The sequence below is a fragment of the Hydrogenophaga sp. genome, from assembly GCF_051860785.1.
Classification (GTDB): Bacteria; Pseudomonadota; Gammaproteobacteria; order Burkholderiales; family Burkholderiaceae_C; genus Hydrogenophaga.
In genome coordinates this window covers 61,672-88,406 of the sequence record NZ_JBIMLB010000015.1, presented here as the reverse complement: position 1 = coordinate 88,406, position 26,735 = coordinate 61,672, and the positions used below count along the sequence as shown (strand labels likewise).

Genomic DNA, 26,735 nt, shown 5'->3' with positions numbered 1-26,735 from the left:
GCCGCATGACTTCTGCACCCGCCGAAGCCGAATCGCCTTACGCGTGGTGGCGGCTGGCGGTGTCGCTCGCGCTCATGACGCTGGGCGGCGCGGGCATGTATTCGTTCACCGTGGTGCTGCCCCGCATCCAGGCCGACTTCGGCATCGACCGGGGTGCTGCTTCTTTTCCCTACACGCTGACCATGATCGGTTTCGGTGTGGGCGGCATTCTCATGGGCAGACTGTCGGACCGCTTCGGTGTGATGGTGCCGGTGCTGGGCGGCTCGGTGGGGCTGGGGTTGGGGTTCATCGCCGCGAGCGCGTCCAACAGCCTGTGGCAGTTCACTCTGATTCATGGCCTGTTGATCGGCCTGCTGGGAACCTCGGCCACCTTCGCGCCGCTGGTGGCCGACACCTCGCGCTGGTTCACGCGCCGACGCGGCATCGCGCTGGCCATCTGCATGAGCGGCAACTACGTCGCGGGTGCCCTCTGGCCACCCATGATTCAGCACTTCATCGAAAACGGTGGCTGGCGCCAGGCCTACTTCACCATCGGTGCGATCTGTCTCCTGGTCATGCTGCCGCTGGCGCTGGTGCTGCGGCGGCAACCACCGGCGCTGGCGGGAGCCGAGCCAGCACCGGTCCGGGCGACAGCGGTTTCGAGCCCTGTGAGCACGGAAGAGCGCCCTCTGGGCCTGTCACCCGGCACGTTGCAGGCCCTGCTGTGCGTGGCGGGCGTGTCGTGTTGCGTGGCAATGTCGATGCCGCAGGTGCACATCGTGGCCTATTGCACCGACCTGGGCTTTGGTGCGGCGCGGGGCGCCGAGATGCTCTCGATCATGCTGGGCATGGGCGTGGCAAGCCGACTCATTTCGGGCTGGATCTCCGACCGCATCGGTGGCCTGCGCACGCTGTTGCTGGGCTCGGTGCTGCAAGGCATTGCCCTGCTGATGTTCCTGCCGTTCGATGGCCTGGTGCCGCTGTACCTGATCTCCGGCATGTTCGGCCTGTTCCAGGGCGGCATCGTGCCGAGCTATGCGCTCATCATCCGCGAACATTTCTCGCCCGTGCAGGCCGGCGTGCGCACGGGCACCGTGCTCATGGCCACGCTGCTGGGCATGGCATTGGGAGGCTGGATGTCGGGGGTGATCTTCGACCTGACCGGGTCCTACCAGGCGGCCTTCGTCAACGGCATCGGCTTCAACCTGCTCAATGTGAGCATCGTGATCTTTCTCTTGCGACGCGCCCGCGCGCGCGGCGTGGGACTGGGCAGACTCAGCCCGTCTCCGACGACGGCATCGTGAACACCGTCAGCACGCCGGTGTAACCATACAGCCGGTGGTGGGCGATCTCGCCGCCGGCAAAGTAACCCACCAGCGGCACATCGCCCAGGGCACGGCGCACGGTCTGCAGCTCGGCACTGGGGCTGCCGAAATGCGGCCCCCCACGTCCCGCACAACTCACGTACACCGCACCGGCGATGCGGCGCGAGGGTTGGGGCAAGGCATCGGGATCGGCGCTGGCCAGAGCGCTCGCCGTGCTCATGCCGACCTCTTCGGGCTCAAGTTCCTCGCGCACCTCGGCACACACGCGGATGAGATCGGCGCGTGCGGCTTGCGCGTTGCGCTCGCAGAAGGCCAGACGCGTGCCCACCGGCACCACATCCGCGATGGCGATGCCGCGCCGACCCGGGTCCAGTCCGATCAGGTGGCGCACCATCACCTCGGTGCCGAACTGACCGCGCATGCGCGGGGTGTTGGCGACGGATGGCACGGCTTCGGACTCGGCGTGCGTCAAGCCCACCAGCGTGGCGCGCAGGCGCGGCATGGCCTGCTCGGGCTTGTCCAGCGAGATCACGCGCTCGCGCAGCAGCACGTCCAGCGCAGGCTCGCCATCGAGTTCGAGCACCAGGTTGCCATCGGCGGCGGTGACGGTGCGTTCGCGGTCGACCGGCTGCGCCCCCTGCGTGACGCGCGAGACCAGGCCCACGTCCTGGCCGAAGGCAACGCCGCTCAGGCCGCCAAAGTACACCCCGCTGGCCGCGCCCTGCCCGGTGAGGTTGCCCGCGCTGCCGAGCGAGAACTGCACGCTGGTGCCCCGGCTGCCGGCCAGACCACCGAACACGTAGCCGCTGCGCGTGCGATCGGCCACCTCGGTGATGAGCTCGGCCAGCTCGGGTGTGCGGGCATCGGCGTGCACCAGCGCGGTGTGCGCCTCGAAGCCTTGCGAGCCGGCTGCGCGCCCGCTGGCCAGCAACGGCGCCACGCCGCTGAACACGCGGTACCGATCCGGGCTCAGGTCGCACAGCATCACGCACAGCGCAGGCTCGTCGAAGTACTCCACGTTGTTGGCCGAAATGCCCACACCCACCGTGCCCGCCCAGTCGGTGACCTCGGGCATCTCGGCACTGAGGTGCTCCAGGATGGCCTGGGCTTCGTCGGCGTAGTGATCGGTGATGTAGAGGAGTGCCAGCGAAGGCGTGGCAGCGAAGTCGGGCAAGGCCATCTGCGCGCGCAGTTGTGCCAGCACCAGCGCGGCGGCCATGCGCCACTGCGGGTGCGTGGCGTGCGCGTAGGGAAAGAGTTTCATGGGCTCAGCGTTTGCGACTCGCGGGTTTTTTGGGCGCGGCCTTTTTTGCCGCCACCTTTCGCGCAGGCGCGGGCGTGGTGCGCGAACCACCCACGGCCTGTGCGGCGGCGCGACCCACGCCGGCGGCCATGCCGACATTGCGCGCCACGGTGTCGGTGAGGTTGCGCGTGACCTTGCCGGCCACGCCGGTGGCGGTCTTCATGGCTTGGCCGGTCAGCCCGCTGGCCACCTGGCGAGTGGTGTCGAGCGCTGACTGCTTGGCCGCGTCCTTCATGGCGTTGGTGGCGATCTGCTGGAACTGCTGCGACAACGCACCCCACCATTGCACCGGGTCCACCACGCCGCCGGTGGGCGCGCTGGCGGCAGCGGCCTTGGCGGTCTTGCTCGCGGGCCGGGCCTTGCGTTTGGCCGGTGCGCGCGGCGCCGGTGGTTCGGCTTCAGCTTCGGCCTGGCCCCCGGTCTTGCCATAGGTGCGCGGCGGAATCTCCAGCCCCGCGAACTGCGTGGGCGCGGGGGCCGCTGCGGAACCGGTGAGGCCGGCCAGCGTGTCGGCCGCCTTGATCTTCAGCGCGTTGGCCACGTCGCCCATGCTGAAGTTCATCGACTTGAGCGTGGACAAGGTCATCTTCTGCACTTCCAGCGCCTGGATGGTGGCACCCAGCGCCTTGGCATTCTGGTCGAGCCAGTAGTGCACCGCCTTGAGTTCCTCGATGCGTTTCTCCAGGTCTTCCACATTGAAGGTGGGCGCGACCCAGTGGCCGAGATTGGGCAATTGAGGAATGTTCTGGCTGATGCCTTGCGCCACCCCGCCGGCCGCCTGGCCCGCGAGGTTCTGCAGGAATTCGAAGCCGGGAACGAACTTGCCGAAACCGCTGCTGGGGGCGTCGCTCATGGAAGTCTCCTGTCCTGATCAGTCGTCCACACCGTAGCGGGGTGCCCGGCGCTCACGCAAGGATGCCACACCTTCGCGCACATCGGGGCCGGCGAAGCCCATGAATTCGAGCGCCAGCGAGGTGTCGAACGCGGGGCCGGCCTGACGCAGCCAGTTGTTGAGCGAATACTTGGTCCAGCGAATCGCGGTCTGGCTGCCACTGGCCAGGCGATCGGCCACCTCATAAGCCTTCTCCAGCAAGGCCGCATCGTCCACCGCAAGCGACACGAGCCCGATGCGCTCGGCCTCCTCACCGCTGATGGGATCGCACAGCATGAGGTAGTACTTGGCCTTGGCCAGGCCGCACAGCAAGGGCCAGACGATGGCCGCGTGGTCGCCTGCGGCCACGCCCAGGCGCGTGTGGCCATCGACGATTTTCGCGGACTTGGCCGCGATGGAAATGTCGGCCAGCAACCCGGCCACCAGGCCCGCACCCACGGCCGGGCCATGCATGGCGCTCACGATGGGTTTGTCGCAATTGATCACGTTGTAGACCAGGTCGCGCGCTTCTTTCCACACGCGGGTGCGCACCTCGAAGTCGGTCGCCATGTCCTGCACCAGCGCCAGGTCGCCGCCGCCCGAGAAGCCCATGCCGCTGCCGCGCAGCACGGCACAGCGCACGCTGTCGTCGCGGCCCACGTCGCGCCAGATCTCGCTGAGTTCCCAGTGGCCTTCATGGCCGGCGGTGGGCAGCTTGCCGTTGCCGCCCGGGCCATCGGCACGCATCTGGATGTCGAGCACGGACGGGACGCCGTCCACGCTGGGGCCGCGCCGGGTGATGGAAAGGGTCTGGTAGCGGCTGTAGTCCACGGGGGTCATGCGGGTCTCCTGGCTTTGTGATGTCGAGGACATTGTGCTCGACGGGCCACGAGCCTCTATGCTTGCGGACATGAGCGCCAACACCCCACTGCTGCAGACCCGCAGCCTGTTTCACTTCGCCTTCAACGTCACCAACCTCGACGAGGCCCGCCGCTTCTACGGCGGCGTGCTGGGCTGCGCGGAAGGTCGCAGCACCGACACCTGGGTGGACTTCGATTTCTTCAGCCACCAGATCTCGCTGCACCTGGGTGAGCCGTTCACGACCGCACGCACCGGCCACGTGGGCGAACACCTCGTGCCCATGCCGCACTTCGGCCTGGTGTTGCTGCTGCCGGAATGGAAGGCGCTGGCCGAACGCCTGCAGGCCGCCGGCACCGACTTCGTGCTGCCGCCGCAGGCGCGCTTCGAAGGCCAGCCCGGCGAGCAGTGGACGATGTTCTTCTGCGATCCCTTCGGCAACCCGATCGAGGTGAAAGGATATGCTTCGCTGGAGCAGGTCTACGCGACCTGAGCAGCGATCTTCTGGTCAATGGCGCCGAAGATCGACCGACCGTCCTTGCCCTTCATCTCGATGCGGATGGTGTCGCCGAACTTCATGAATTCGGTGGAAGGTTTGCCGTCGAGGATGGTCTCAATCGCGCGTTTCTCGGCGATGCAGCTGTAGCCCTTGGGCCATTCCTTGCGGCCGTCCACTTCCACGCCCTTGTTGCTCACCGTGCCGCTGCCCACGATGGAGCCGGCGCGCACGTTGCGCGTCTTGCCGATGTGGGCGATGAGCTGACCGAAGTGGAAGGTCATCTCCGGACCTGCATCGCACATGCCGACCTTGCGGCCATTCCAGGTCGACTGCAGCGTGAGGTGCACACGCCCGCCTTGCCATGCGTCGCCGAGTTCGTCGGGCGTGACGGCCACGGGACTGAACGCGGTGGCGGGCTTGCTCTGGAAGAAGCCGAAGCCCTTGGCCAGTTCGGCCGGAATCAGGTTGCGCAGCGACACGTCGTTGGCCAGCATCAGCAGACGGATGCCGTCGAGCGCCTGCTCGGGCGACACGCTCATGGGCACGTCGCCGGTGATCACGGCGATTTCGGCCTCGAAGTCAATGCCGAAATCCTCGCTGGGCACCACCACATCGTCTCGGGGGCCAATGAAATCGTCGCTGCCACCCTGGTACATGAGCGGGTCGATGTAGAAAGACTCGGGCACCTCGCTGCTGCGGGCGGCGCGCACCAGTTCCACGTGGTTGATGTAAGCCGATCCGTCGGCCCACTGGTAGGCGCGTGGCAACGGCGCCAGGCACTGCGCCGGATCGAACGGAAACGCATGGCGCGCCTTGCCCTGGTTCAGCGTGACATACAGGTCCTGCAATTGCGGGCTGATGAAGTTCCAGTCGTCCAGCGCCTGCTGCAGCTTGTGCGCAATGCCGGTCGCATAATGCGCCGTGCTCAGGTCGCGGGAGACCACCACCAGTTGTCCATCGCGCGAGCCATCTTTGTAAGTGGCGAGTTTCATGCAAGTCTCCTGCTGCCGGGTTGGGTTGGACGGGACGATTCTGCCCCTTGATGCGGGCGCCGGGCACCTCGATCATTACGGATAGTGAAATCAGTTAACCTATCCGTAAAACCAGGATTCTAAAGCATTGGAACCTGATGACCTGCCTGTCGTCCAACCTCTCGTGCTCAACCTGTCCATGCCCGCTGAACCCACCGTTTCCCCGATTGCCGATTTGCTGCCCTCTGACGCCGAGCCGGTGCGCGCAGGCATTCAATCGGTGGAAGTGGGGTTCGAGTTGCTCAATGCGCTCTCCGAGGCACCGGGCGCGTTGATGCTGCGCGACCTCGCCGCCGCCGCGGGCATGAGCGCAGCCAAGGCACACCGCTATCTGGTGAGCTTCCAGCGCATGGGCCTGGTGATTCAGGATCCGCTGAGCACCCGATACGACCTCGGTCCTGCGGCCCTGCGCCTGGGACTGGCCAGCCTCGCGCGCATCGACGCCGTGCGTCTGGCGCGCGAACGCATCGACGGCCTGTTGGGCGAGACAGGTCACACGCTGGCCATCGCTGTCTGGGGCAACCAGGGCCCCACCATGGTGCACTGGGTGGAAGCTCCCCAATCGGTACCGGTGACTTTGCGCCTGGGCGATGTGATGCCATTGCTCACTTCGGCGACAGGCCGCTGCTTTGCTGCCTTCATGGGCAACAAGGGGCGTGATGTCCAGCGCATCGACCCCATGGTCCGTGACGAGCTCGCCCATTTGAAGAACCTGCCACGCAGCGGTCTGCCCCTGGTGGACGTGCCGCGCAACCCGGCCGAGGTGCAGGCCGTCTTCGAAGAAACGCGTCGGCGCGGCCTGGCCCGGGTGGTCCACAGCCTGTTGCCCGGCGTGGGCGGTTTCTGCGCCCCGGTGTTCGATGCCCAGGGCCGCCTGGCGCTGGGCGTGGTGGTGCTGGGCTCGGTGGCCACACTCGACACCGACTGGGACGGCCCGCCCGCCACCGCCCTGCTGCGCTGCGCCCGCCAGCTCAGCGCCGACCTGGGCCATGCCTGACGTGACCGACGCCCACACCACACCGGGAACGCCGCGCTGGCACACGCTGCTTTTGATGGGCCTGGGCGTTCTGGCGATCCATCTGTGGCTGTTGACGGACGGACTATTACCGGACCTTGCGACCCCGGCGTCCACTCTGAAGACCGAAGCGCCGGCAGCACAACCAGCGCCGAATGAGGCCTCGCCTTCCTCGGTGCTCCCTGTACCGAGTGCACCGCTGCACATCAGCAAGGTGCGCTGGATCGTGCCGACACCTGACGCCGCACCCGCGACCGAGCCCGCGAGTCAAGTCATCCCACCTTCTCCTGCGCAAGCTCCAACGCGTGCCGTTGCCCGCAAGCCCCTGGCGCCTGTCGTTGAAACACCCGCGCCCGCGCCGGCCGCAGAGGCGTTGCCACCGCCAGACGAACCCGTCGCCGTTGCGGTGGCCGAGGAAGCCAGCACCGTTGTGGCCCAGGCGGCCCCCACACAGGCCGTGCACGAATCACCCGCACCACCCATCGGCAAAGCCCTGCCGCCCTCCCAGCCGCCGGCCAGCACGCGCCTGCAATACGAGGTCGCGGGGCGAATCAAAGGCTTTTCCTACAACGCCACGGGCACGCTCGACTGGGAACTGGATGGCGGTCGCTACAACGCGCGCATGGAAATGCGCATGCCCCTGCTCGGTGCGCGGGTACAGACCAGCACGGGCGGCGTTGGCTCCGAGGGCTTGATGCCCGAACGCTTCGCCGACAAGAGTCGCAGCGAACGTGCCGCGCATTTCGAGCGCGCGCAGCATCGCATCCGCTTCAGCGCCAACACACCGGAGGCCGAGTTGCTTCCCGGCGCCCAGGACCGGCTGAGCCTGTTCCTGCAGATCGCGGGCCTGCTGCAGGCCCGCCCACAGGCCTATGCCAGCGGGCAGGTGATCGACATGCAGGTGGCAGGCACCGGGGATGCGGAGATCTGGCGCTTCCAGGTGGGCGAGGAGAGCACCCTGACGCTTCCTGCCGGCGAACTGCGCGTGCGCCACCTGGTGCGCCAGCCGCGCAAGGAATTCGACAGCACCGTGGAGATGTGGCTCGCGCCCGAATTGCATTACCTGCCAGTGCGCCTGAAGGTGACGCAGGCCAACGGCGACATGGCCGATCAGCAACTCAGCCAGAAGCCCTGAGTGCACACACCGTCTGTCCGTAAAAACCGACAACCCTTGAAGTTGGCATGAACGTTGCCATGTAAACGGGACTCTTCCTACAAACCAGCATGCTTTTGCCGATATAAGGTCATCAGGAACGCAGGTTTTTCAATTCAAGGAATTTCAGTCATGCACATGCTTTACGACTCGGATGCCTTCGCTGTGGTCCACATCCTCGCCAACGCGCCGGCAGAGGGTGACAACGCGGTGGCCGATGGCCCGCAGATTCCCCGTCACGGTTTCGAGATCGTGGACAAGCGCTCGGGCAAAGAGGTCTACCTCGATGGCTCCTGGGCCGAGATGTTCCAGCTTCAGATCACAGCCTGGCAACAAAGCACCCCTTCACAGGAAGAAGTGGAAGACACGCTGGAAGGCTATGCCACGCTGGCTCAGATGCCCGTGATCATGCATTGAGTGCCCGCGCCGCGCCTGCGGTGCGCACTCCCAGAAGCAGCATCTGCGGCCCGGCAAAGCCGGCGCCTGCCTTGATGCCTCCTCCCTTTTCCATTTTTCCCCTGGCGACCGATTGTTATTTTTATAACATGTCAGCATGTACAATCTATCTGCATGTTGATCGAAAAACGCGTTCGCACCCATAACCCGACCACGTCCCGACGGTCGGCGGCGAAAGCCGAAGGCCAGTCCCTGAGGGTGCTTGCTTACGAGAAATTCCGCCAGCAGATCCTGGACGGTCGGCTGCATGCCGGCCAGTTCGTCTCGCAGCGGGAGCTGACCGAGTTGCTCGAAATGCCCCTGGGCGCCATCCGCGAGATGATTCCTCGACTCGAGGCGGTGCGGCTTATCCATACGGTGCCCAAGCGCGGACTGCAGGTGGCGCGCGTTGATCTGCGCCTGATCCGCAATGCCTTCCAGGTGCGCGCCCTGATCGAGCGGGAGGCCATCCAGCATTTCGCCGGCGTGGCGAGCGACGCCGAGCTGGACGAGCTGGCACAACAGCATCGCGACATCCTGACGCGCGCCGAGTCGGGCAACCCCGATCCGGCGCTCGACAACGACGCAGAGACCGTCGACTGGGGACTTCACGATCGCATGGTGGACGCGATGGACAACGACATCCTGTCCGAGATCTACCGCGTCAACAGCCTGCACGTGCGGCTGATCCGGCTGGACAGCCAGCTCGTGCGGCCAATGCGCGTCATTCCGGGCATGGTGGAGCATCTGCGCTTCATCAAGGCACTGCAGGAGCACGATGGTGAACGGGCAGTGGAAATGCTGTTGAGCCATATCGACAGTTCACGACAACGCATCCTGCACCGGGCAACGACCTCGGCGTCATCGCCAGACGGCTCCGCGTCGACGGAGACGCACTGATGCCGGCCATCGCGCCGACGCGGCTGCCCACAGCGCCATACCTCGCTGTAAAGGGTGGCCCACCCCCCGATGGGCGCAGGCCGGTGGCGACATCAAGCCAGGTGCGGCTGCCGCCGCTCTCCAACATCCGGGCGTTCGAAGCCGCGCTGCGACTGGGTTCGTTCGAGCGCGCCAGCGAAGAGTTGTCGCTCACGGCCAGCGCCGTCGGCAAGCGCGTGGCGACTCTGGAATCTCTGCTCGGCGAGAAGCTGCTGGTGCGACGGGGCCGCGGCGTGTCCGGAACCGTCGCCGGGATCGAGTATGCGCGCCAGGTGCAAGCCGCCCTGGGCCTGCTGTCTTCGGTGGCGCTGCATCAACGCGGCACCATACGTCCCCAGCGGTTGCACGTGAGTGCGCCATCGGCCTTCGTCAGGGGCCTGCTGCTACCGAATCTGGCGGCATTCCAGGACGCACATCCGCACGTGGAGATTGAGCTTTCGCTGTCCACTTCTCGCGGCGCCGATGAAGCAAAGGCCGATCTCCAGGTGGGCTTCATCTCGCGCGCCTCACACACCGGGCTCGATCTGCTGGACGAACCCCTCATCGTCGTCGGTACGCCTGGCTACGCGCGCGAAGCCGGCCTGCGACACCCGGCAGACCTGCGGCACGCCAAGCTCATCCGCTGCGCCTTCGAGCCCTGGCAGCCTTGGTTTGCGCAGGCTGGCCTGGACTGGCCGGAACCGTGCGCCGGGTTACAAGTGGCCGACCCAGCACTGGCGCTGGAGGCAGCGGTCTGCGGCATGGGCGTGGCGCTGGCCCGGCCCAGCCTGGCACGTGAATGGCTGGACAACGGCACATTGCACCCCCTCTTCGGCATCGGCATCGTGCCTTCCACACGCTACACGCTGCTGCCGAGTGCTCGCGCAGAGGTGCTCGACGCGGCCGATGCGTTCTCGAACTGGCTGCGTGAGCTGTGCGCGCGCGTGTCTCGAGCCCGCTCAGCCGCGCCGGATCCGCTCCTGGTCGGAAAAGCATTCCGGGCACATACGGACTGTCATCCCTAGACTGCTGCTGCATCGAGCAACCACCACGGGAGACACATGGCGGGTCCTGAGGCAGAGCTGATCAGCCATCTACGACAAGCACTGGGCAACGAACACGTTCTGACACGTCAGGACGACATGGCGCCTCACGTTGTCGACTGGCGGGGACGCCACCACGGTCATGCCATCTGCGTGGTCCTGCCATCGAGCACGGCGGAAGTCGTGGCCATCGTGAACGCGTGCGCCGCGTCGGGCGTGCCGGTGGTGCCACAAGGGGGCAACACCGGTCTGGTGGCTGGTGCGATCCCACTCGGCGATGCAGTCCAACCACCGGTCGTGGTCGCCCTGCGCCGCATGAATCGCATCCTGGAGATCGATCCACTGGGCGACACGATGACGGTGCAGGCGGGCTGCATCCTGGCCGATGTCCGCCAGGCCGCTCAGGAGCGGGGCCGCTTGTATGGCGTGAGCTTCGGCGCCGAGGGTTCGTGCCAGATCGGTGGCACGATCGCCACCAACGCCGGCGGTACCGCCGTGCTCAGGTACGGCTCCACACGCGAGAACGTGCTGGGCCTGGAAGTGGTGCTGGCGAACGGGCATGTCTGGAACGGCCTGCGCGCACTGCGCAAGGACAACGCTGGTTACGCCATGCGCTCGCTGTTCGTGGGCGCCGAAGGCACGCTGGGCATCGTGACGGCAGCAACCTTGCGCCTGCACCCGCTGCCGCGAAGCTGGAGCACCGCCTGGCTAACTGTGGACAGCGTCGAACGCGCGCTGGACTGTCTCGGTGGTCTCAAGGAAGCCGCTGGTGATCGCATCACGGCCTTCGAACTGCTCAATCGCGCACAGATCGAGAACGTGCTGCGCCACCAGCCCGACCTGCGATCGCCACCCGACGCCCAGGCGCCCTTCTCCGTGCTCGCGGAACTCGCGGACACCGGGCCCTCCTCCGTGCTCGAGACCCTGATGGAGCAATCCCTGGCGGATTTCATGGAGCGGGGCTGGCTGCGCGACGCGGCCATTGCGCCCAGTGCCGCAACCCGAGAGGCCATGTGGAGGCTGCGCCACGGCACCGCCGAAGCCAACCGGCGCGAGGGCATGGGGCTGTCAGCAGACGTGGCTGTGCCACTAAGCGCGGTCCCCCGCTTCATCCGGGAGGCCAGCGAAGCCGTGCGGCAGGTCTACCCGCAGGCGGTCACGATGTTCGTCTCCCACCTGGGCGACGGCAACGTCCATTTCACACCGATGTTCCGGCATGCCGACTGGCAACGCTTGCCAGACCCGGCGAAGGTGGCGGACGAGGTGCGAACCCGGGTCCACGATGTCGCCCATGCCGTGAACGGAACATTCAGCGCCGAGCACGGCGTCGGCCGCACCCTGGTCGGCGAACTGCTGCGCTTGCGCTCACCGGAGGAGATCGATCTCATGCGCGCGGTGCGCCGGGCACTCGACCCATCCGGTCTCTTCAACCCCGGGGCGGTCTTCACTCACGCGCCTGCAAGGCAACCCGTCCCCCCACCCGCCTCTTGAGAGACCAACCATGCAATATCTGCCTCTGGGCCAAACCGGCCTGCAAGTCTCGCGCCTGTGTCTTGGCATGATGAGTTTCGGCTCGCCCACCTGGAGACCCTGGATTCTGGACGAGGAGATGGCACGGCCGATCGTGCGTCGGGCGTTCGAACTGGGGTTCAATTTTTTCGAGACCGCCGACATGTACTCGGCCGGCGTCTCGGAAGAGCTCACCGGAAAATTCGTGCGGGAGTTCGGGCGCAGGGAAGAAGTGGTCATCGCGACGAAGGTGTTCCATCCCGTGCAGATGGACCACAACCCCGCGCGCGCCAGCACCCACCAACCGCCTCGTCGACCCAACGACCGGGGCCTGTCGCGCAAACGCATCTTCCATGCCGTGGATGCCAGCCTCAAGCGCCTGGGTACCGACTACATCGACCTCTACCAGATCCACAGGCTCGACCCCGACACGCCGATGGAGGAGACGCTTGAGGCGCTGCACGACATCGTGAAGATGGGCAAGGTGCGCTACATCGGCGCATCGAGCATGTGGGCCTGGCAGTTCTCCAAGGCGCAATACCTCGCGCAACGACACGGCTGGACTCGCTTCGTGTCGATGCAGAACCACTACAACCTGGCCTATCGGGAAGAGGAACGGGAAATGATCCCGTTGTGCCGCGACCTCGGCGTGGGTCTGATCCCCTTCAGTCCGCTGGCACGCGGTTTCCTGGCCGGCACCCGCAGCCGGGACGATTTGCAGGCATCGCCGGGCGACACCTCGCGCGCGAAGACGGACGACATCGCCCAGCAACGCTTCTACCGGCCCGAGGACTTCGCGGTGGCACAGGCGGCCAGTCGCGTCGCGCAGGCGCGCGGCGTCTCGACCGCGCAGGTGGCCTATGCGTGGTTGCTGCAGCGCCCGGGAATCACGGCGCCGATCGCCGGGGTGAGCAAGGCCTGGCAACTCGAGGAAGCGCACGCCGCGATGGCCGTGAAGCTGGATGCGGCCGAGATCGAGGCAATCGAAGCCCCCTACCTGCCGCACCCGGTGCTGGGTCACAGCTGAAGTCTGCCGATGGGCAGCGACCGGAAAAATCGTCCGGGCACGCCTGCAGCTTGTTTCCTAACATGAGCCTGCATTCCAAAAACCCGGAGACATGCTCATGAAATCGATCGCCAGAATCCTCGCCCTCTGCCTTGGTGCAGCCCTCTCGATGGGGGCCTCCGCGCAGGACTATCCCAACAAGCCCATCACACTGATCATCCCGTTCGGGGCCGGCGGCAACAACGATGTCTCGGGCCGCATCATGGCCCAGAAGATCGGAGAGATCCTGGGCCAGCCTGTGGTGGTGGAGAACCGCACCGGAGCAGCGGGCGCGATCGGCGCCACCGCCGTGGCCCGGGCGCGACCCGACGGCTACACGCTGGGCTACCTGAGCAGCGGGCCGCTGGCCACCAACGTCCACCTTTACAAGTCCTTCCCCTACGATCCGATGAAGGACTTCGCGCCGATCGCCCGCGTGTCGATCAGCCCCGGCATGCTGGTCGTACAGCCATCATTCCCCGCCACGACGCTCAGGGACTTCATCGCCCATGCTCGTCAGAACCCGGGCAAGGTCAGCTATGCCCATGCAGGCAAAGGCTCATGGCCTCACATGGCCGGTGTGCTGTTCGAGTCCATGGCCAGTGTCGAGCTGCTCGGCGTGGCCTACCGCGGCGGCGCCCAGCAAGTGGGGGACATCCTCGGCGGCCAGGTGCTCGCCTCGTTCAACCCCACGCTCGAGGTGTTGCAGCACGTCCAGAGCGGCAAGCTGCGCGCGCTGGGCGTCTCTACCTCTGCGCGGCTTCCGATGTTTCCCGACGTGCCCGCCATCGCCGAAGTCTTGCCCGGCTACGAGATATCCACCTGGAACGGCGTGCTGGCACCGACGGGTACGCCGCCCGACATCATCCGGAAGGTCAACGCCGCCACGCGGCAGGCGCTGGCCGATCCCGTCGTGCAGCAGAAGCTGAGCCAGCTCGGCCTGGAGTCCGCCGGCTCCACACCGGAGGAGTTCGGTCAGTACATCCGAACCCAGATCGATTTCTTCGGCCGCCTGGTCAAGATCGCCGGCATCCAGCCGGAATGAACCCGGCCTTCGCATTCACTTCAACAGGACTTCCATGACCGTCAATTTCACGCCCTCCCAGATCCAGGGCATCATTCCGCCGCTGGTGACACCGTTCAACGCTCAAGGCGGCATCGACGACGCGGCCCTGCGAGAGACCGCCCGTTTCATGATCGGTCAGGGCGTGCACGGCCTGGTGGTCGGTGGCAGCTCCGGCGAGGGCTACACACTCGAGACGGACGAACTGCAACGCTCGGTGGAGATCGCAATGGAGGAAGCCGCCGGGCGCATTCCCGTCATCGCCGGCGTCATCGCGAACAGCACGCGCGACGCCATCCGGCGCGTCGAGGCCGTCAAGGCCACCGGCATCTGCGCGCTCCAGGTCACACCTGTGCACTACATCTACAAGACCGACGAGGATTCGACACGCCGGCACTTCGAGGAAATCAGCGAAACGACGGACATTCCGATCCTGATCTACAACGTCATTCCCTGGAACTACCTGTCCCCGGCGCAACTGCTGCGCCTGATGCGGGATGTGCCGGGCGTCGTCGGCGTCAAACAGAGCGCAGGCGACCTCAAGGCACTGGCCGATCTGATGATAGGTGCACGACCAGAAGACCGTATCTACGCGGCGGTGGATTCACTGCTGTACCCCTGCGTCGCTCTTGGCGCACACGGATTGATCTCGATGCTCACGTCGGCGGTGCCCGCCGCCTGCGTGCGACTGTGGGATGCCGTGCACACAGGTGACCATGGCTACGCGCTGGCGCTGCACAACCGTCTGCTGGCCCTGTGGAACGCCATATACGCAGACAACCGCGTGGCCTTGTGCAAATACACCCTGGCCCTGCAAGGCGTGCCCACCGGCCACACACTGCGACCCACGCCGGAGGCATCGCCCTCACAGCAGGCCGCGATCAAGGCAGCGCTGGCGCCCGTGCTTGAGTTCGCCGCCGGCCGCTGAGGAAGATCGGTCGCCATGCCGCGCTTTGCAGCGAACCTCAGCATGCTCTTCGGTGAGCTCCCTTTCCTCGATCGCTTCGAGGCGGCCGCGCGCGCGGGCTTCCGCGGCGTGGAGTACCTCTTCCCCTACGACTTCGATGCGCGCGAACTCGCTGCGAGGCTGTCTGATCATGGACTGGAGCAGGTCCTGCATAACCTGCCCGCAGGTGACTGGGCAGCGGGTGAGCGCGGTGTGGCCTGCATTCCGGGGCGAGAGGCCGAATTCCGGACCGGCGTGGACGCTGCGCTGCGCTACGCGCAGGCCCTGGGCTGCCGGCAACTCAACTGCCTGGCGGGCATCGCCCCAACCGGTGTGCCAGACGACGAAGTGCGCGCCACGCTGCGGTCCAACCTGCGCCACGCTGCGCGCGAGTTTGCCGCCTCGGGCATCCGCCTGCTGGTGGAAGCCATCAATACGCGCGACATCCCAGGCTTCTACGTGAACCGCACCACGCAGGCGCGCGCACTCATCGAAGACATCGACAACGCCTGGCTTCAATACGACATCTACCACATGCAGATCATGGAAGGCGACCTGGCCCGCACACTGGAAACGCATCTCGACCGCATCGCCCATGTGCAGTTGGCCGACAACCCGGGGCGGCACGAACCAGGCAGCGGGGAAATCAACTACCCGTTCCTGTTTCGCCATCTCGACACCATCGGCTACGACGGGTGGGTCGGTTGCGAGTACAAGCCCTCCGGCACCACGACGCAGGGCCTGGGTTGGCTCGCTGCATCCAAGGAGGCCGCATGAAACTCGGTTTCATCGGTCTGGGCGTCATGGGCCGTCCGATGGCGCAGCACCTGCTCGCGGCGGGCCACCGGTTGTTCGCGCACAGCCGCAGTGGTGTGCCCGAAGACCTGCAGGCAGCGGGTGCCGTGACCTGCGGCTCGCCCCGCGACGTTGCCGCACAGGCCGAAGTGATTTTCCTGATGCTGCCCGACACCCCGGATGTGGAGGGCGTGCTGCATGGGTCGCAGGGCATTGGCGAGGCGTTGGTGGCCGACCAGGTGGTGGTGGACATGAGCTCTATATCGCCCATCGCCACGCGCGAATTCGCGCTCCATGCCGCGCAAAAGGGCGTCATCTGGATGGACGCTCCGGTATCAGGCGGTGAGGTGGGGGCGAAGAGCGCCAGCCTGACCATCATGGTGGGTGGCGACGAGATCGTCTTCGAGCGCATCCGACCCCTGCTGGCCTTGATGGGACGCAACATCAACCGCATCGGACCAGTGGGCGCGGGCCAGATCGCCAAGGTGGCCAACCAGATGATTGTCGCGATCAACATCCAGGGCGTGAGCGAGGCGCTGCTGTTCGCAGCGCGGGCAGGGGCAGACCCGGCCAGCGTCCGCGCGGCGCTGATGGGGGGCTTCGCGGCATCCCGTGTGCTGGAAGTCCATGGGCAACGCATGCTGCAGCGCCGCTTCGAGCCGGGGTTCCGCATCGCGCTGCACCAGAAGGATCTTGGTCTCGCGCTCGAAAGCGCCAGGCACCTGGGCCTTGGCCTGCCCGCCACGGCCCTTGCGCAACAGATGTTCAGCAGCGCCACGGCCCAGGGCGCCGCCGCGCTCGACCATTCGGCCATGGTGCAGGCTCTGGAAGCCATGGCGGCACACACCGTCGATGCGGCGGCACCATGAAACCAGGCTCCTCATCCGGTGCGGATCCACCGCCCGTGTTCCTGCTGCACCCCGAGGACAACGTCCTGGTCGCCCGAACCGAACTGCCTGCCGGTGCCGTGGTCACACGCAAGCCCATCCCGGCAGGTCACAAGCTGGCGCGGCGCGATCTGCAACACGGCGAACCGATCGTGAAGTGCCTTGCCACCATCGGCTTCACGGCCAGCGACATCCCTGCCGGCACACTGCTCTCCGGGACGAACATCGAGTTCCGTGAATTCGAGCGCCCGCACGACATCGGCACTGAATACCGACCCATCGATCTGGTGCCGGAAACCGCACGGCGCACCTTCCTGTGACTGCGGCGCGAAGACGGCCGGGTCGGCACGCGCAACTACCTGGCCGTGGTGTCGACGGTCAACTGCTCCGCGACCGTCGCCCATGCCATCGCCGACGCCTTCACAGCCGAGAGGCTGGCCGACTTTCCTCAAGTGGACGGCGTTGCCGTGTTCACGCATGCCAGCGGGTGCGACATGGAGATGACAGGAGAACCGATGCAGGTGCTGCGCCGCACGCTCGGAGGCTATCTGCGCCACCCCAACGTGGCCGGTGCACTGGTGGTCGGGCGGCACCCGGCGCAGCATCGAGGAAGGCATCGCCAGAATCCAGGCCATGCTGCCGCAAGCCAATCGCGTCAGGCGCGAGCGCATGTCGGCGGCCCACCTCACAGCAGGGCTGCAATGCGGGGGCTCGGACGCGTTCTCATCCCTCTCGGCCAACCCTGCGCTTGGCGTGGCGGCCTGGGCGACCTCATGCGGTATCACCCTCCCGCCTGCGCAGGCTTGAATCCTTAGCAGAGGCGCACGCCTCTGCCGCAACCTTCCCGATGCGATCCTGCGGGGGCTTTTTTCAGCGGCGCTGCCGCCCGTCCCACCAGCGGTAGACCGGCTCGGCCAGGATGAGCACCGCCACCAGCCGGCACACCTGGAACGCGGTGACCACAGGCACGCCGAGCTGCAGCACCTTGGCAGTGATGGCCATTTCGGCGATGCCGCCCGGCGCCGCGCCCAGCACCAGCGTGGCCGGGTGCAGGCCGGTCAGGGCCGACAGCACCCACGCAAAGCCAGCACACAGAACCATCATGACCACGGTGGCAAAGACGATCGAAGCCAGCCAGCGCGGCGCGGTGTGCACGAACGCGGGCGTGAAGCGCACACCCAGGCTCACGCCGATCACCAACTGCGCCGCGTTGGACAAGGCTTGCGGGATGGCCGAAAGCGTGAAGCCGCACAGCGTGACACCCATGGTGACCACCAGCGCCCCCATGAACCAGGGATTGGCACGGCCCAGACGCTGCATCAGCAGCGCACCGGTCAGCGTGAGCGCGGCCAGTCCGAGCAGGCCCAAGGGCTGCACCTCGCGAATGCTCGGCGGCAGGGTGTCCAGCCCGCTCAAGCCCCAGAACTGCATGGCGAAGGGAATCGTCAAGGTCACCAGCAGCACGCGCAGGCTGTGCGAAGCGGCCACCAGGTCCGTGCGCGCGCCCTGGCGCTCGGCGATCAGCGTCATCTCGGACGCGCCGCCGATGGCACCAGCGAAGTAGGTGGTGCTGCGAAGCTGCGCGGGCGAGAGCGCAGTCAGGTGCCCCGCATGCCATCGGGCCAGGCAGGCACCGAACCCCAGGCCCAGCAGGAGTGCCCACACAATGCCCAGGGCAATGGCCCACCAGAGGCTGGCCACCAGCGCCCCCACTTCCGGCGTGAAGTACAAACCCAGCGCGACACCGATGACCCACTGGCCCGCATTGCGCAGCGGCGCCCAGCTCTCGGTGCGTGCGCCCAGCATGGTCACCATCGAGGTGACCACCAGCGGACCGATCATCCAGGGAATCGGCGTGTTCAGCCACTGGCACAAGCACGCAGCGGCCAGGGCGAGCAGAAGGGTGAACAGAACGCGCGGCCACGAACCCGGGCCGAAGGCAGAAAGGAAGGACACGCGGGAGCAGGCAGAGGCGGCACAAGGGACAAGTGAGCCCGTAGTATCCACGCATGATCTGCCGAGCCGCTTTCCTCATCACCCTCACCGTCTCACTGCTGACGGCCTGCGCGAGCCAGCCCCCCGCGTCCGTGCCCGCCCTGCTGGATCGTGTGCTGCCCTCACAGGCCCTGCTGATCGGCGAACAGCACGACGCGGCGGAACACCAGGCGCTGCAACGCGACGTGGTGCTGGCGCTGGCCACAAGAGGTCAGTTGGGTGGCGTGGTGATGGAGATGGTCGAACAAGGGCGCGACACCTTGGGCCTGCCCACCGATGCCGGCGAAGACCAGGCGCGCGAAGCCCTGGGCTGGAAGTCCGATGGCGGCTGGCCCTGGGCCGTCTACGCCCCGGTGGTCATGGCCGCGGTGCGCGCGGGTGCGCCGGTGGTGGGCGGCAACCTGCCACGCGCCCGCACGCGTGAGGCCATGGGCGAAGCAGCGCTGGACGACCTCATCCGCCCCGAGGTGCTGCAAGCGCAGCGCGAGGCGATCCGCGAAGGCCATTGCGGCCTGTTGGCGGAAGGACAGATCGCGCCCATGACGCGCATCCAGCTGGCACGCGACCGGGCCATGGCGCAGACGCTGGTGAATGCCGTTGAGCGCGCGGGGCCGGGGAAGACGGTGGTGCTGGTGGCCGGCAACGGCCATGTGCGGCGCGATCTGGGTGTGCCGCTGTACCTGCCTGTCACACTGAGCCACCGGGTGCTGATGGCGCAGGCGGGTTCAGCGAAAGATGAAGATCGGTCCGCCGATGCGATCTGGCTTACGCCAGCCACGCCCCCGCGCGACCACTGCGCGGAGCTGCGCCAGCGCATGGCCCCTCGCTGATCCGCGTCCTCAGGCCACTCTTTTGATGGCGTCGGCCAGCGTGCCGACCATCATTTCGATGTGAGAGCGCTCCACGATGAAAGGCGGCGCAAACACCAGGTTGTCGCCCGCGTTGCGCACCAGCACGCCGTGGTGGTAGCAGTCCATGAACACGTCGAAGGCGCGCTTGCCGGGCATGCCTGCCAGCGGCGCCAGTTCCACCGCGGCGGCCAGGCCGTAGCTGCGGATGCCGATCACGTTGGGCAACCCCTTGAGCGCGCTGTGCATGGCATCGCCCAGCACCGGGCCCATCTCGCCGGCGCGTTCGAACAGCTTCTCTTCACGGAACAGGTCCAGCGTGGCGATGGCCGCCGCGCACGCCACCGGGTGGCCGGAGTACGTGTAGCCGTGGAAAAACTCGATCGCGTGGTCGGGCGCACTGCCGTGTGCGCCCATCATGGCGTTGTAGATCCGGTCGGTGCAGACCACGCCGCCAAGCGGGATGACGCCGTTGGTGACGGCCTTGGCAAAGTTCAGCATGTCGGGCTGTACGCCGTAGTGGTCGGACGCGAACGCGGAACCCAGGCGACCGAAGCCGGTGATGACCTCGTCGAAGATCAGCAGGATGCCGTGCTTGTCACAGATCTCGCGCAGCCGCTTCAGGTAGCCCTGTGGCGGCACGTACCAGCCCGCGCTGCCGGCCACCGGTTCGACGATCACGGCCGCCACGTTGCTGGGGTCGTGCAGCGGCAGGATGCGGTTCTCCAGTTCCAGCAACAGGTCCTCGTCCCACACCGGCTCGGCGTTGTGCACATAGGCGTGCTTCACCGGATCGTGGATGAAACGCAGGTGGTCCACGCGTGGCAGCAGGCTGGTGCCGTACACCTTGCGGTTGGCGGGAATGCCTCCCACGCTCATGCCGCCAAAGCCCACGCCGTGGTAACCCCGCTCGCGGCCGATGAAGAGGTTGCGGTGGCCTTCCCCCCGCGCGCGGTGGTAGGCCAGCGCCACCTTCATCGAGGTGTCGGCCGCCTCCGAACCGGAGTTGCAGAACAGGACCTTGTTCAGGTCGCCCGGCGCCATGGCGGCGATCATTTCAGCCGCGCGGAAGGCCTTGTCGTTGCTCACGCTGAAGGCGGTGGCGTAGTCCAGCGTGTCGAGCTGCTTCTTGATCGCCTCGTTGATCGGCTTGCGGTTGTGGCCGGCGCCCACGCACCACAGGCTGGATATGCCGTCGATCACCTGGCGCCCGTCGTGCGTGGTGAAGTGCATGCCCTCGGCCGCCACGAAGATGCGGGGATCCTTCTGGAACGCGCGGTTGGGGGTGAAGGGCAACCACTGGTTGTCCATGCGAAGCTCGTTGTAGGCCATGGGCGGGTCTCCTCAAACAAAAGTGTTCAACGCCCGGATTGTGTCACCGCCCAGGCGCCCTGCATGGCGCCACTGCAGGCCTTGAGGGCAGGCCCACCGGGTGCTGCTGCGACAATGCGAGGGCCATGCAACACACCTACGTCCTCACCCTGTCCTGCCCGGACCGTCCGGGCATCGTGCACGCCGTCTCCGGCTTTCTGTTCGAACACGGCGGCAACATCGAGGAAGCCGCGCAGTACAACGACCACGACACCGGCCTGTTCTTCATGCGCGTGCAGTTCGCCTGTGCGCAGCTCACGCAGGACGATCTGCGCGTGCACCTGCGCGTGTTTGCCGACACGTTCGCCATGCAATGGAGCCTGCATCCGCTGGCCGAGCCGGTGCGCACGGTGATCTTCGTGAGCAAGGAAGGCCACTGCCTCAACGACCTGATGTTCCGCTGGAAGAGCGGCCTGCTGCCGCTGGACATCCGCGCCATCGTGAGCAACCACCGCGACTTCTACCAGCTCGCGGCCAGCTACAACGTGCCCTTTCATCACATCCCCGTGACCGCCGCCACGCGCGCGCAGGCCGAGGCGAAACAGCTGGAAATCATCCGGGGCGAAGGTGTAGAACTGGTGGTGCTGGCGCGCTACATGCAGATCCTGAGCAACGAGCTGTGCGGCGAGCTCTCTGGCAAGGCGATCAACATCCACCACAGCTTCCTGCCGAGCTTCAAGGGTGCGAAGCCTTACTACCAGGCACACGACCGTGGCGTGAAGCTGATCGGTGCCACCGCCCACTACGTCACGGCCGATCTGGACGAGGGTCCGATCATCGAGCAGGACGTGGCCCGCGTGGACCACACCGACACGGTGGAAGACCTCACCGCCCTGGGCCGCGACACCGAGAGCCAGGTGCTGGCCCGTGCGGTGAAGTGGCACAGCGAGCACCGGGTGCTCCTCAATGGTCACAAGACAGTTGTCTTCAAGTGACCATCCGGATTCCTCCCATCCAGTGCCTCCTCACCTTCGAGGCCCTGGCGCGGTTGCGCAGCGTCACCCAGACGGGGGAGGAACTCAACGTCACGCCCAGCGCGGTCAGTCACCGGGTGCGTCAGCTCGAGCAGATCCTGGGCACCAAACTGTTCGGCCGGGCCGACTTTTCGCTCACCACCGAGGGCAGCGAGTACCTGGCCCACGTGCGGGAAGGCCTGGCCTCGCTGCAACGCTTTCCCAGCCAGAATGCCGCGCCCGGGCGGCGCAAGCTGCGCGTGGCGGTCACGCCCACGTTCGCGCGGTCCATCCTGCTGCCGCGCCTCAAACAGTTCATCGAAAGCTATCCCGAGATCGACCTCACGCTGCAGGTCAGCATCCCGCTGCTGGACGTGGTGGCCGAAGACGCCGATCTGATGGTGCGTTTCGGCACCGGCCGCTATGCGGATGTGGAGCACGTGTGCCTGATGAAGGACGAGATCACACCGCTGGCCTCGCCGTCGTTCGCGCGCGAACACGGTCCCTTCGACACCGCGCGAGACCTGGAGGGGGTGCCGCTGCTGCGCAGTCCGCTGGATCCCTGGCGCACCTGGTTCGCCGCGCATGAGCTGGACTGGCCCGAGCCCACCGAGGGCTCACAGTTCAACGACATCGGCCTCATGTGCGACGCGGCGGCAGCCGGCATGGGCGTGGCCCTCGTGCGCCTGAAACTGGCAGCGCCCTGGCTGGAGCAGGGCACGCTGGTGCCGCTCTACGAGCGCCACGTGCCCAGCCCGCACGCCCACCACCTGTGCTGGCGCACCGGCACGATGGACCGCTGGGAATGCGCGGCTTTCGCGCAATGGTTACGCCACAGCGTGGGGTGAATCCAACAGGCCCGACACCGCGCTGACACACCAAAACGTAACCGAAGTGTTACATTCTTCCTCGCTCCATACCGAGGGGGAGATGAGCATGTTTCGAGGTTTTCGATGGCTGCTGCTGGCAGCTGTGGTGGTGTTGACGGGCTGTGCGGCCACAGGCCCGCGCTACGCAGAGGTCGAGTCGAATTTTCCCAACCTGCGGCCTGGGTATGGCCGCGTGCTGGTCTACCGTCTCGGCGGCGCGGGCGCCGCGGTTCAGCCCGAAATCAAGCTCAACGAAGAGTTGATCGGCAAGGCCCAGCCCGAAGGCTTCTTCTTCGTCGACCGCGCCGCTGGCCGCTACACCCTCACCTCCAGCACCGAGGTCCGCACCACGGCCGAACTGGAGCTGACGGAGGGCGCCACGGTGTACGTTCAGTTCGGCATTTCCCTGGGGCTGTTCGTCGGCCACCCCCGGCTGACGATTCAGTCGCCCGCGACCGCCGTACCGCAACTGGGCGGGCTGGCCTATACGGGCGCAGTGCCCCTGGTCGCAGGGCAGGCGCGCTCGCGCCAGGCCGATGCCGCCCTTCCCTCAGGTCCTGCGCCCGGACGCGCCTCACCGCCCGGCCAGGTGACGCTGGACGATCTGAGCGGCCTGCTCCCCGCTCGCTGAAAGGAAGACCCATGTCACGCCGCACCCTGCTGGCCACCAGCCTGATGCTCACCACCGCCTGGGCCCAGGCTCAGCCCTCCACCGCCCTGGCGCCGGAGGTGCTTTTCGAACGCGTCGCGCCCAGCGTGTGGGTGGTGAACGCACACGACGATTCCGACCGGCTCATGGCCAAGGGGAGCGCAGTGGTGATTGGTGCGGGCTCGCTCATCACCAATTGCCATGTGCTGACGCGCGCCAAGCGCGTGACAGTCTCGCGCGAGAACGTCACGTACGGCGCCACGCTGGAACATCCCGATACCGAGCGCGACCTGTGCCAGCTCAAGGTGGCGAACTTCAATGCGCCGGCCGTCACCATGGCGTCGGCCGACAGCCTGCGCGTGGGCTCCCGGGTCTACGCCATCGGCAACCCGCGTGGCCTGGAAACCACCATCAGCGATGGATTGCTGTCGGGCATTCGACGCAGCGACACCAACGACTTCACGGCACTGCAGATCACGGTGCCCATATCGGCCGGCTCCAGCGGGGGTGGCCTGTTCGACGCACAAGGCCGCCTGATCGGCATCACCACCTTCTACATCAAGGAAGGCCAGAACCTGAACTTCGCGCTGCCGGCCACCTGGATTGCGGAGGTGCCCGCCCGCGCGCAGGCCGCACTGACTGCACGCCAGGAGCGAACCAAGGCCACGACCATGGCCAACGCCACCGCCGCAGCGGTAGCGCCCACCGGCGACCGTGTGTTCGAGTACAAATTGCGTGATCGAAGCACTGGCAACACGCAGACGGTGGTCTACAAGCTCGACCGGACCGAAGGCGACACCCGCATCTTCAATCAGGGCAACCGCGTGGAGCGCAACAACGGTGAGGTGATCACGCGCGGCAACCCGATCGGTGGCGAGTACGACTTCGCCATGCCGCCCGGCGGCTGGGTCAGCAAGACACCCCAGCGCGGCGCCACGTGGCAGTTGAACTACAAGGTGCCCGCACTGGACCGGTTTACGGAGATGGACCTGACGGCCCAAGCGGCCGAAGAGTCCACCGTGCGAATAGGTGAGCGTGAACTGACCATCGTGCGCGTGACCTTCAAAGGCTTCACTCGCAGGGGATTCAGCACGATGGCATCGTCGGCCCCCTACGAAGCCAACGCGTGGTACGCGCCCGAAATCGGGCGCGTGGTGCGTTTCGATGCGCTCTCACGTGGTGGCGTTGGCTTTACTTCGTTTTTTGTCAACGAGGTTTTAGAGCTCACCAGCATCCGCGCCGAGTGAACCGCTTCACTCGATCGTGAGGCGCTGGCTGGCTGACGCCGATTTCTTCGGCAGTGTGAGTTGCAGCACCCCGTTCTCGTACTTCGCGCGCGCACCCGCGTTGTCGATGTCCTGAGGCAACTGGAAGCTGCGTGTGACCGCGCCGTAGAAGCGCTCGCTGCGCAGCACCTTCTCGCCCTCGGTCTGCCGGTCCTGCTGCTTCACCTCGGCGCGCAGCGTGACCACGCCACCGTCCACAGTGACCTGGATGTCTTCACGCGCAACGCCTGGCACTTCAGCTTCCACCGCGTAGGCTTCGGGCGTTTCCTTCACGTCGATGCGGATCTGCGTGGGCAGCGCATCACCATGCAGGGGTTTGACGTAGAAGCCGGGGCCGACATCGCGGAAGAAATCGTCGAGGAAACCACGGCGTGCAATCAGACTGTTCATGACAAGACTCCTGAAAATGGGTTGGACAGGCACCGGGCGCAAGCGGCGCCTGGCGTGAACGGAAATTGATGTCGGGGTCACCGGATTTCAAGACCCCGGCCGTCGCCGGCGTTCACACAACCGTGCAAGTTTCTTCAACCCGCGCGCGACCCCCTGGCATAAACTGGTCCGGACCTTTCTCACGCCCCAGACCATGAACGTACCCACCCTTGCCCCCGAAATCAGCCACGTGCAGCGCGCCGCGCGCCAGGCCGAGGTGGTGCACGCGCTGCAGGCCGTGCTGCCGGCACACGCGCTGCTCTGGCAGGCTGAAGACACCGTACCCTACGAATGCGATGGCCTCACCGCCTACCGCGCACGGCCCCTCGTGGTCGCCCTCCCGGAAACGGAAGACGAGGTGGCTGCGGTGCTCAAGGCCTGCCACCGCCTTGAGGTGCCCGTGGTGGCACGTGGCGCCGGCACGGGCCTCTCTGGTGGCGCCATGCCGCACACCGAAGGCGTCACGCTCTCGCTGGCCAAGTTCAACCGCATCCTGCGCATCGACCCGCGCGCCCGCACGGCCGTGGTGCAGGCCGGTGTGCGCAACCTCGCCATCTCGGAAGCGGCCGCGCCGCATGGCCTTTACTACGCGCCCGACCCCAGCAGTCAGATCGCCTGCACCATCGGCGGCAACGTGGCCGAGAACTCCGGCGGCGTGCACTGCCTCAAGTACGGCCTGACGCTGCACAACGTGCTGGCGGTGCGCGGTTTCACCGTTGAAGGCGATCCCGTCACCTTCGGCGGCGAGGCGCTCGATGTGCCCGGCCTGGACCTGCTGCCGCTGGTGATCGGCAGCGAAGGCATGCTGGCCGTGACCACCGAAGTCACCGTCAAGCTGGTGCCCAGGCCCCTGCTGGCCCGCTGCATCATGGCCAGCTTCGACGACATCCGCAAGGCCGGCGACGCCGTGGCTTCGGTGATTGCCGCCGGCATCATCCCGGCCGGACTGGAGATGATGGACAAGCCCATGACCGCCGCGGTGGAAGACTTCGTGCATGCGGGCTACGACCTGGATGCCGAGGCCATCCTGCTGTGCGAGAGCGACGGCACACCCGAAGAGGTGGAAGAAGAGATCGGGCGCATGAGTGCGGTGCTGCGTGGCTGCGGTGCAACCGCGATCGCCGTGAGCCGCGACGAGGCCGAACGCCTGCGCTTCTGGAGTGGTCGCAAGAATGCCTTCCCCGCGAGCGGGCGCATCAGCCCCGACTACATGTGCATGGACTCGACCATTCCACGCAAACGGCTGGCAGACATCCTGCTCGCCATCGCCGACATGGAGAAAAAGTACGGCCTTCGCTGCGCCAACGTGTTCCATGCGGGCGATGGCAACCTGCATCCGTTGATCCTGTTCGATGCCAACGATGCCGACCAGTTGCGCCGCTGTGAACTCTTTGGCGCAGACATCCTTGAGACCAGTGTGGCCATGGGGGGAACCGTCACGGGCGAGCATGGCGTGGGTGTGGAAAAACTCAACAGCATGTGTGTTCAGTTCTCACCCGAGGAAAACGCGCAGATGTTTGCGGTGAAGCAAGCCTTTGATACCAAAGGGCTACTGAATCCCGGCAAGGTCATTCCCACCCTGCAACGTTGTGCTGAATACGGTCGCATGCTGGTGCGCGCGGGTGCGATTTCGCACCCCGAACTGCCCCGTTTCTGACTG

Annotated in this window: 28 protein-coding genes and 1 pseudogene; 22 read left to right on the top strand and 7 right to left on the bottom strand. The window is 66.4% G+C overall.

From position 1 onward, the window contains the following. Positions 1–5 precede the first annotated feature (5 nt). Positions 6–1,283 carry an MFS transporter gene (locus ACTIF6_RS18585; protein WP_439589411.1) on the top strand — a complete coding sequence of 426 codons (1,278 nt, stop codon included), beginning with the start codon at positions 6–8 and terminating at the stop codon, positions 1,281–1,283. On the opposite strand, the gene ACTIF6_RS18580 is transcribed toward ACTIF6_RS18585, so the two are convergent. From ACTIF6_RS18580 to ACTIF6_RS18570, 3 genes are read right to left on the bottom strand one after another with little or no spacing between them, the layout of a single operon-like run. After that, positions 1,255–2,568: an FIST signal transduction protein gene (locus ACTIF6_RS18580; RefSeq protein ID WP_439589410.1), complete on the bottom strand. Its 1,314-nt coding sequence runs from the start codon at positions 2,566–2,568 to the stop codon at positions 1,255–1,257. The two genes, ACTIF6_RS18585 and ACTIF6_RS18580, sit on opposite strands and share 29 nt — an antisense overlap. A 4-nt stretch (positions 2,569–2,572) precedes the next feature. After that, a complete protein-coding gene (locus ACTIF6_RS18575) occupies positions 2,573–3,460 on the bottom strand; it encodes a PhaM family polyhydroxyalkanoate granule multifunctional regulatory protein (protein ID WP_439589409.1) in 888 nt (295 codons plus the stop codon). Positions 3,461–3,478: 18 nt separating this feature from the next. Beyond that, entirely contained in the window at positions 3,479–4,309 is an 831-nt protein-coding gene (locus tag ACTIF6_RS18570; RefSeq protein WP_439589443.1) for an enoyl-CoA hydratase/isomerase family protein, read from the bottom strand. A gap of 79 nt (positions 4,310–4,388) precedes the next feature. Between ACTIF6_RS18570 and ACTIF6_RS18565 the strand changes: the two genes are divergently transcribed. Next, complete coding sequence (locus ACTIF6_RS18565; protein ID WP_439589408.1) at positions 4,389–4,829, top strand: VOC family protein; 441 nt, start codon at positions 4,389–4,391, stop codon at positions 4,827–4,829. On the opposite strand, the gene ACTIF6_RS18560 is transcribed toward ACTIF6_RS18565, so the two are convergent. After that, the gene (locus ACTIF6_RS18560; protein ID WP_439589407.1) at positions 4,817–5,827 is read right to left on the bottom strand and encodes a fumarylacetoacetate hydrolase family protein; all 1,011 of its coding nucleotides are present in this window, start codon (positions 5,825–5,827) and stop codon (positions 4,817–4,819) included. The two genes, ACTIF6_RS18565 and ACTIF6_RS18560, sit on opposite strands and share 13 nt — an antisense overlap. A gap of 178 nt (positions 5,828–6,005) precedes the next feature. Between ACTIF6_RS18560 and ACTIF6_RS18555 the strand changes: the two genes are divergently transcribed. The 14 genes and pseudogenes from ACTIF6_RS18555 to ACTIF6_RS18490 all read left to right on the top strand — a co-directional run bounded on the left by ACTIF6_RS18555 (position 6,006) and on the right by ACTIF6_RS18490 (position 17,482). Then, the gene (locus ACTIF6_RS18555) at positions 6,006–6,863 is read left to right on the top strand and encodes an IclR family transcriptional regulator (RefSeq protein ID WP_439589406.1); all 858 of its coding nucleotides are present in this window, start codon (positions 6,006–6,008) and stop codon (positions 6,861–6,863) included. Next, positions 6,856–8,016: a DUF3108 domain-containing protein gene (locus ACTIF6_RS18550; protein WP_439589405.1), complete on the top strand. Its 1,161-nt coding sequence runs from the start codon at positions 6,856–6,858 to the stop codon at positions 8,014–8,016. Before ACTIF6_RS18555 ends, ACTIF6_RS18550 begins: the two co-directional genes overlap by 8 nt. A 150-nt stretch (positions 8,017–8,166) precedes the next feature. Beyond that, complete coding sequence (locus tag ACTIF6_RS18545) at positions 8,167–8,451, top strand: BTH_I0359 family protein (RefSeq protein ID WP_439589404.1); 285 nt, start codon at positions 8,167–8,169, stop codon at positions 8,449–8,451. 153 nt (positions 8,452–8,604) lie between these two features. Then, complete coding sequence (locus ACTIF6_RS18540; protein ID WP_439589403.1) at positions 8,605–9,369, top strand: GntR family transcriptional regulator; 765 nt, start codon at positions 8,605–8,607, stop codon at positions 9,367–9,369. Next, a complete protein-coding gene (locus tag ACTIF6_RS18535) occupies positions 9,369–10,412 on the top strand; it encodes a LysR substrate-binding domain-containing protein (RefSeq protein WP_439589402.1) in 1,044 nt (347 codons plus the stop codon). Before ACTIF6_RS18540 ends, ACTIF6_RS18535 begins: the two co-directional genes overlap by 1 nt. Before the next feature lie 36 nt (positions 10,413–10,448). Next, positions 10,449–11,921 carry an FAD-binding oxidoreductase gene (locus tag ACTIF6_RS18530; protein ID WP_439589401.1) on the top strand — a complete coding sequence of 491 codons (1,473 nt, stop codon included), beginning with the start codon at positions 10,449–10,451 and terminating at the stop codon, positions 11,919–11,921. A gap of 10 nt (positions 11,922–11,931) precedes the next feature. Beyond that, entirely contained in the window at positions 11,932–12,966 is a 1,035-nt protein-coding gene (locus ACTIF6_RS18525) for an aldo/keto reductase (protein ID WP_439589400.1), read from the top strand. Between the two features lie 97 nt (positions 12,967–13,063). Beyond that, the gene (locus ACTIF6_RS18520) at positions 13,064–14,029 is read left to right on the top strand and encodes a Bug family tripartite tricarboxylate transporter substrate binding protein (protein WP_439589399.1); all 966 of its coding nucleotides are present in this window, start codon (positions 13,064–13,066) and stop codon (positions 14,027–14,029) included. A gap of 34 nt (positions 14,030–14,063) precedes the next feature. Beyond that, positions 14,064–14,975, top strand: coding sequence for a dihydrodipicolinate synthase family protein (locus ACTIF6_RS18515; protein WP_439589398.1), 912 nt, complete (start codon positions 14,064–14,066; stop codon positions 14,973–14,975). Between the two features lie 15 nt (positions 14,976–14,990). Continuing rightward, entirely contained in the window at positions 14,991–15,770 is a 780-nt protein-coding gene (gene hyi / locus ACTIF6_RS18510) for a hydroxypyruvate isomerase (RefSeq protein WP_439589397.1), read from the top strand. Next, positions 15,767–16,657, top strand: a complete 891-nt coding sequence (locus tag ACTIF6_RS18505; RefSeq protein ID WP_439589396.1) for a 2-hydroxy-3-oxopropionate reductase — start codon at positions 15,767–15,769, stop codon at positions 16,655–16,657. The genes hyi and ACTIF6_RS18505 overlap by 4 nt, the downstream gene beginning before the upstream one ends. Then, complete coding sequence (locus ACTIF6_RS18500; RefSeq protein ID WP_439589395.1) at positions 16,654–16,995, top strand: hypothetical protein; 342 nt, start codon at positions 16,654–16,656, stop codon at positions 16,993–16,995. Before ACTIF6_RS18505 ends, ACTIF6_RS18500 begins: the two co-directional genes overlap by 4 nt. A gap of 45 nt (positions 16,996–17,040) precedes the next feature. Beyond that, positions 17,041–17,202: pseudogene (locus tag ACTIF6_RS18495) on the top strand (UxaA family hydrolase); the annotation flags it as partial. A 106-nt stretch (positions 17,203–17,308) separates the two neighbouring features. Beyond that, a complete protein-coding gene (locus tag ACTIF6_RS18490; RefSeq protein ID WP_439589442.1) occupies positions 17,309–17,482 on the top strand; it encodes a hypothetical protein in 174 nt (57 codons plus the stop codon). A gap of 63 nt (positions 17,483–17,545) precedes the next feature. Here the strand turns inward: ACTIF6_RS18490 and ACTIF6_RS18485 are convergent, their stop codons facing one another. After that, entirely contained in the window at positions 17,546–18,631 is a 1,086-nt protein-coding gene (locus tag ACTIF6_RS18485; protein WP_439589394.1) for an AbrB family transcriptional regulator, read from the bottom strand. Positions 18,632–18,684: 53 nt separating this feature from the next. On the opposite strand from ACTIF6_RS18485, the gene ACTIF6_RS18480 reads away from it, so the two are divergent. After that, positions 18,685–19,500, top strand: a complete 816-nt coding sequence (locus ACTIF6_RS18480) for a ChaN family lipoprotein (protein WP_439589393.1) — start codon at positions 18,685–18,687, stop codon at positions 19,498–19,500. Between the two features lie 9 nt (positions 19,501–19,509). On the opposite strand, the gene ACTIF6_RS18475 is transcribed toward ACTIF6_RS18480, so the two are convergent. Further along, on the bottom strand, positions 19,510–20,850 hold the full coding sequence (locus tag ACTIF6_RS18475; protein ID WP_439589392.1) for an aspartate aminotransferase family protein: 1,341 nt from the start codon (positions 20,848–20,850) through the stop codon (positions 19,510–19,512). Between the two features lie 125 nt (positions 20,851–20,975). Here ACTIF6_RS18475 and purU point away from each other — a divergent pair, with 125 nt between their 5' ends. The 4 genes from purU (at position 20,976) to ACTIF6_RS18455 (ending at position 24,607) form a co-directional block, all read left to right on the top strand. After that, positions 20,976–21,824 carry a formyltetrahydrofolate deformylase gene (gene purU, locus ACTIF6_RS18470; RefSeq protein WP_439589391.1) on the top strand — a complete coding sequence of 283 codons (849 nt, stop codon included), beginning with the start codon at positions 20,976–20,978 and terminating at the stop codon, positions 21,822–21,824. Further along, the gene (locus tag ACTIF6_RS18465) at positions 21,821–22,690 is read left to right on the top strand and encodes a LysR substrate-binding domain-containing protein (protein WP_439589390.1); all 870 of its coding nucleotides are present in this window, start codon (positions 21,821–21,823) and stop codon (positions 22,688–22,690) included. Before purU ends, ACTIF6_RS18465 begins: the two co-directional genes overlap by 4 nt. Positions 22,691–22,772: 82 nt before the next feature. Beyond that, positions 22,773–23,342, top strand: a complete 570-nt coding sequence (locus tag ACTIF6_RS18460; RefSeq protein ID WP_439589389.1) for a DUF2846 domain-containing protein — start codon at positions 22,773–22,775, stop codon at positions 23,340–23,342. Between the two features lie 11 nt (positions 23,343–23,353). Beyond that, complete coding sequence (locus ACTIF6_RS18455) at positions 23,354–24,607, top strand: S1C family serine protease (RefSeq protein ID WP_439589388.1); 1,254 nt, start codon at positions 23,354–23,356, stop codon at positions 24,605–24,607. 6 nt (positions 24,608–24,613) lie between these two features. Here the strand turns inward: ACTIF6_RS18455 and ACTIF6_RS18450 are convergent, their stop codons facing one another. Then, positions 24,614–25,036: an Hsp20/alpha crystallin family protein gene (locus ACTIF6_RS18450; protein ID WP_439589387.1), complete on the bottom strand. Its 423-nt coding sequence runs from the start codon at positions 25,034–25,036 to the stop codon at positions 24,614–24,616. A gap of 193 nt (positions 25,037–25,229) precedes the next feature. Here ACTIF6_RS18450 and ACTIF6_RS18445 point away from each other — a divergent pair, with 193 nt between their 5' ends. Continuing rightward, complete coding sequence (locus tag ACTIF6_RS18445) at positions 25,230–26,732, top strand: FAD-linked oxidase C-terminal domain-containing protein (protein WP_439589386.1); 1,503 nt, start codon at positions 25,230–25,232, stop codon at positions 26,730–26,732. The last annotated feature ends 3 nt before the right edge of the window (positions 26,733–26,735 follow it).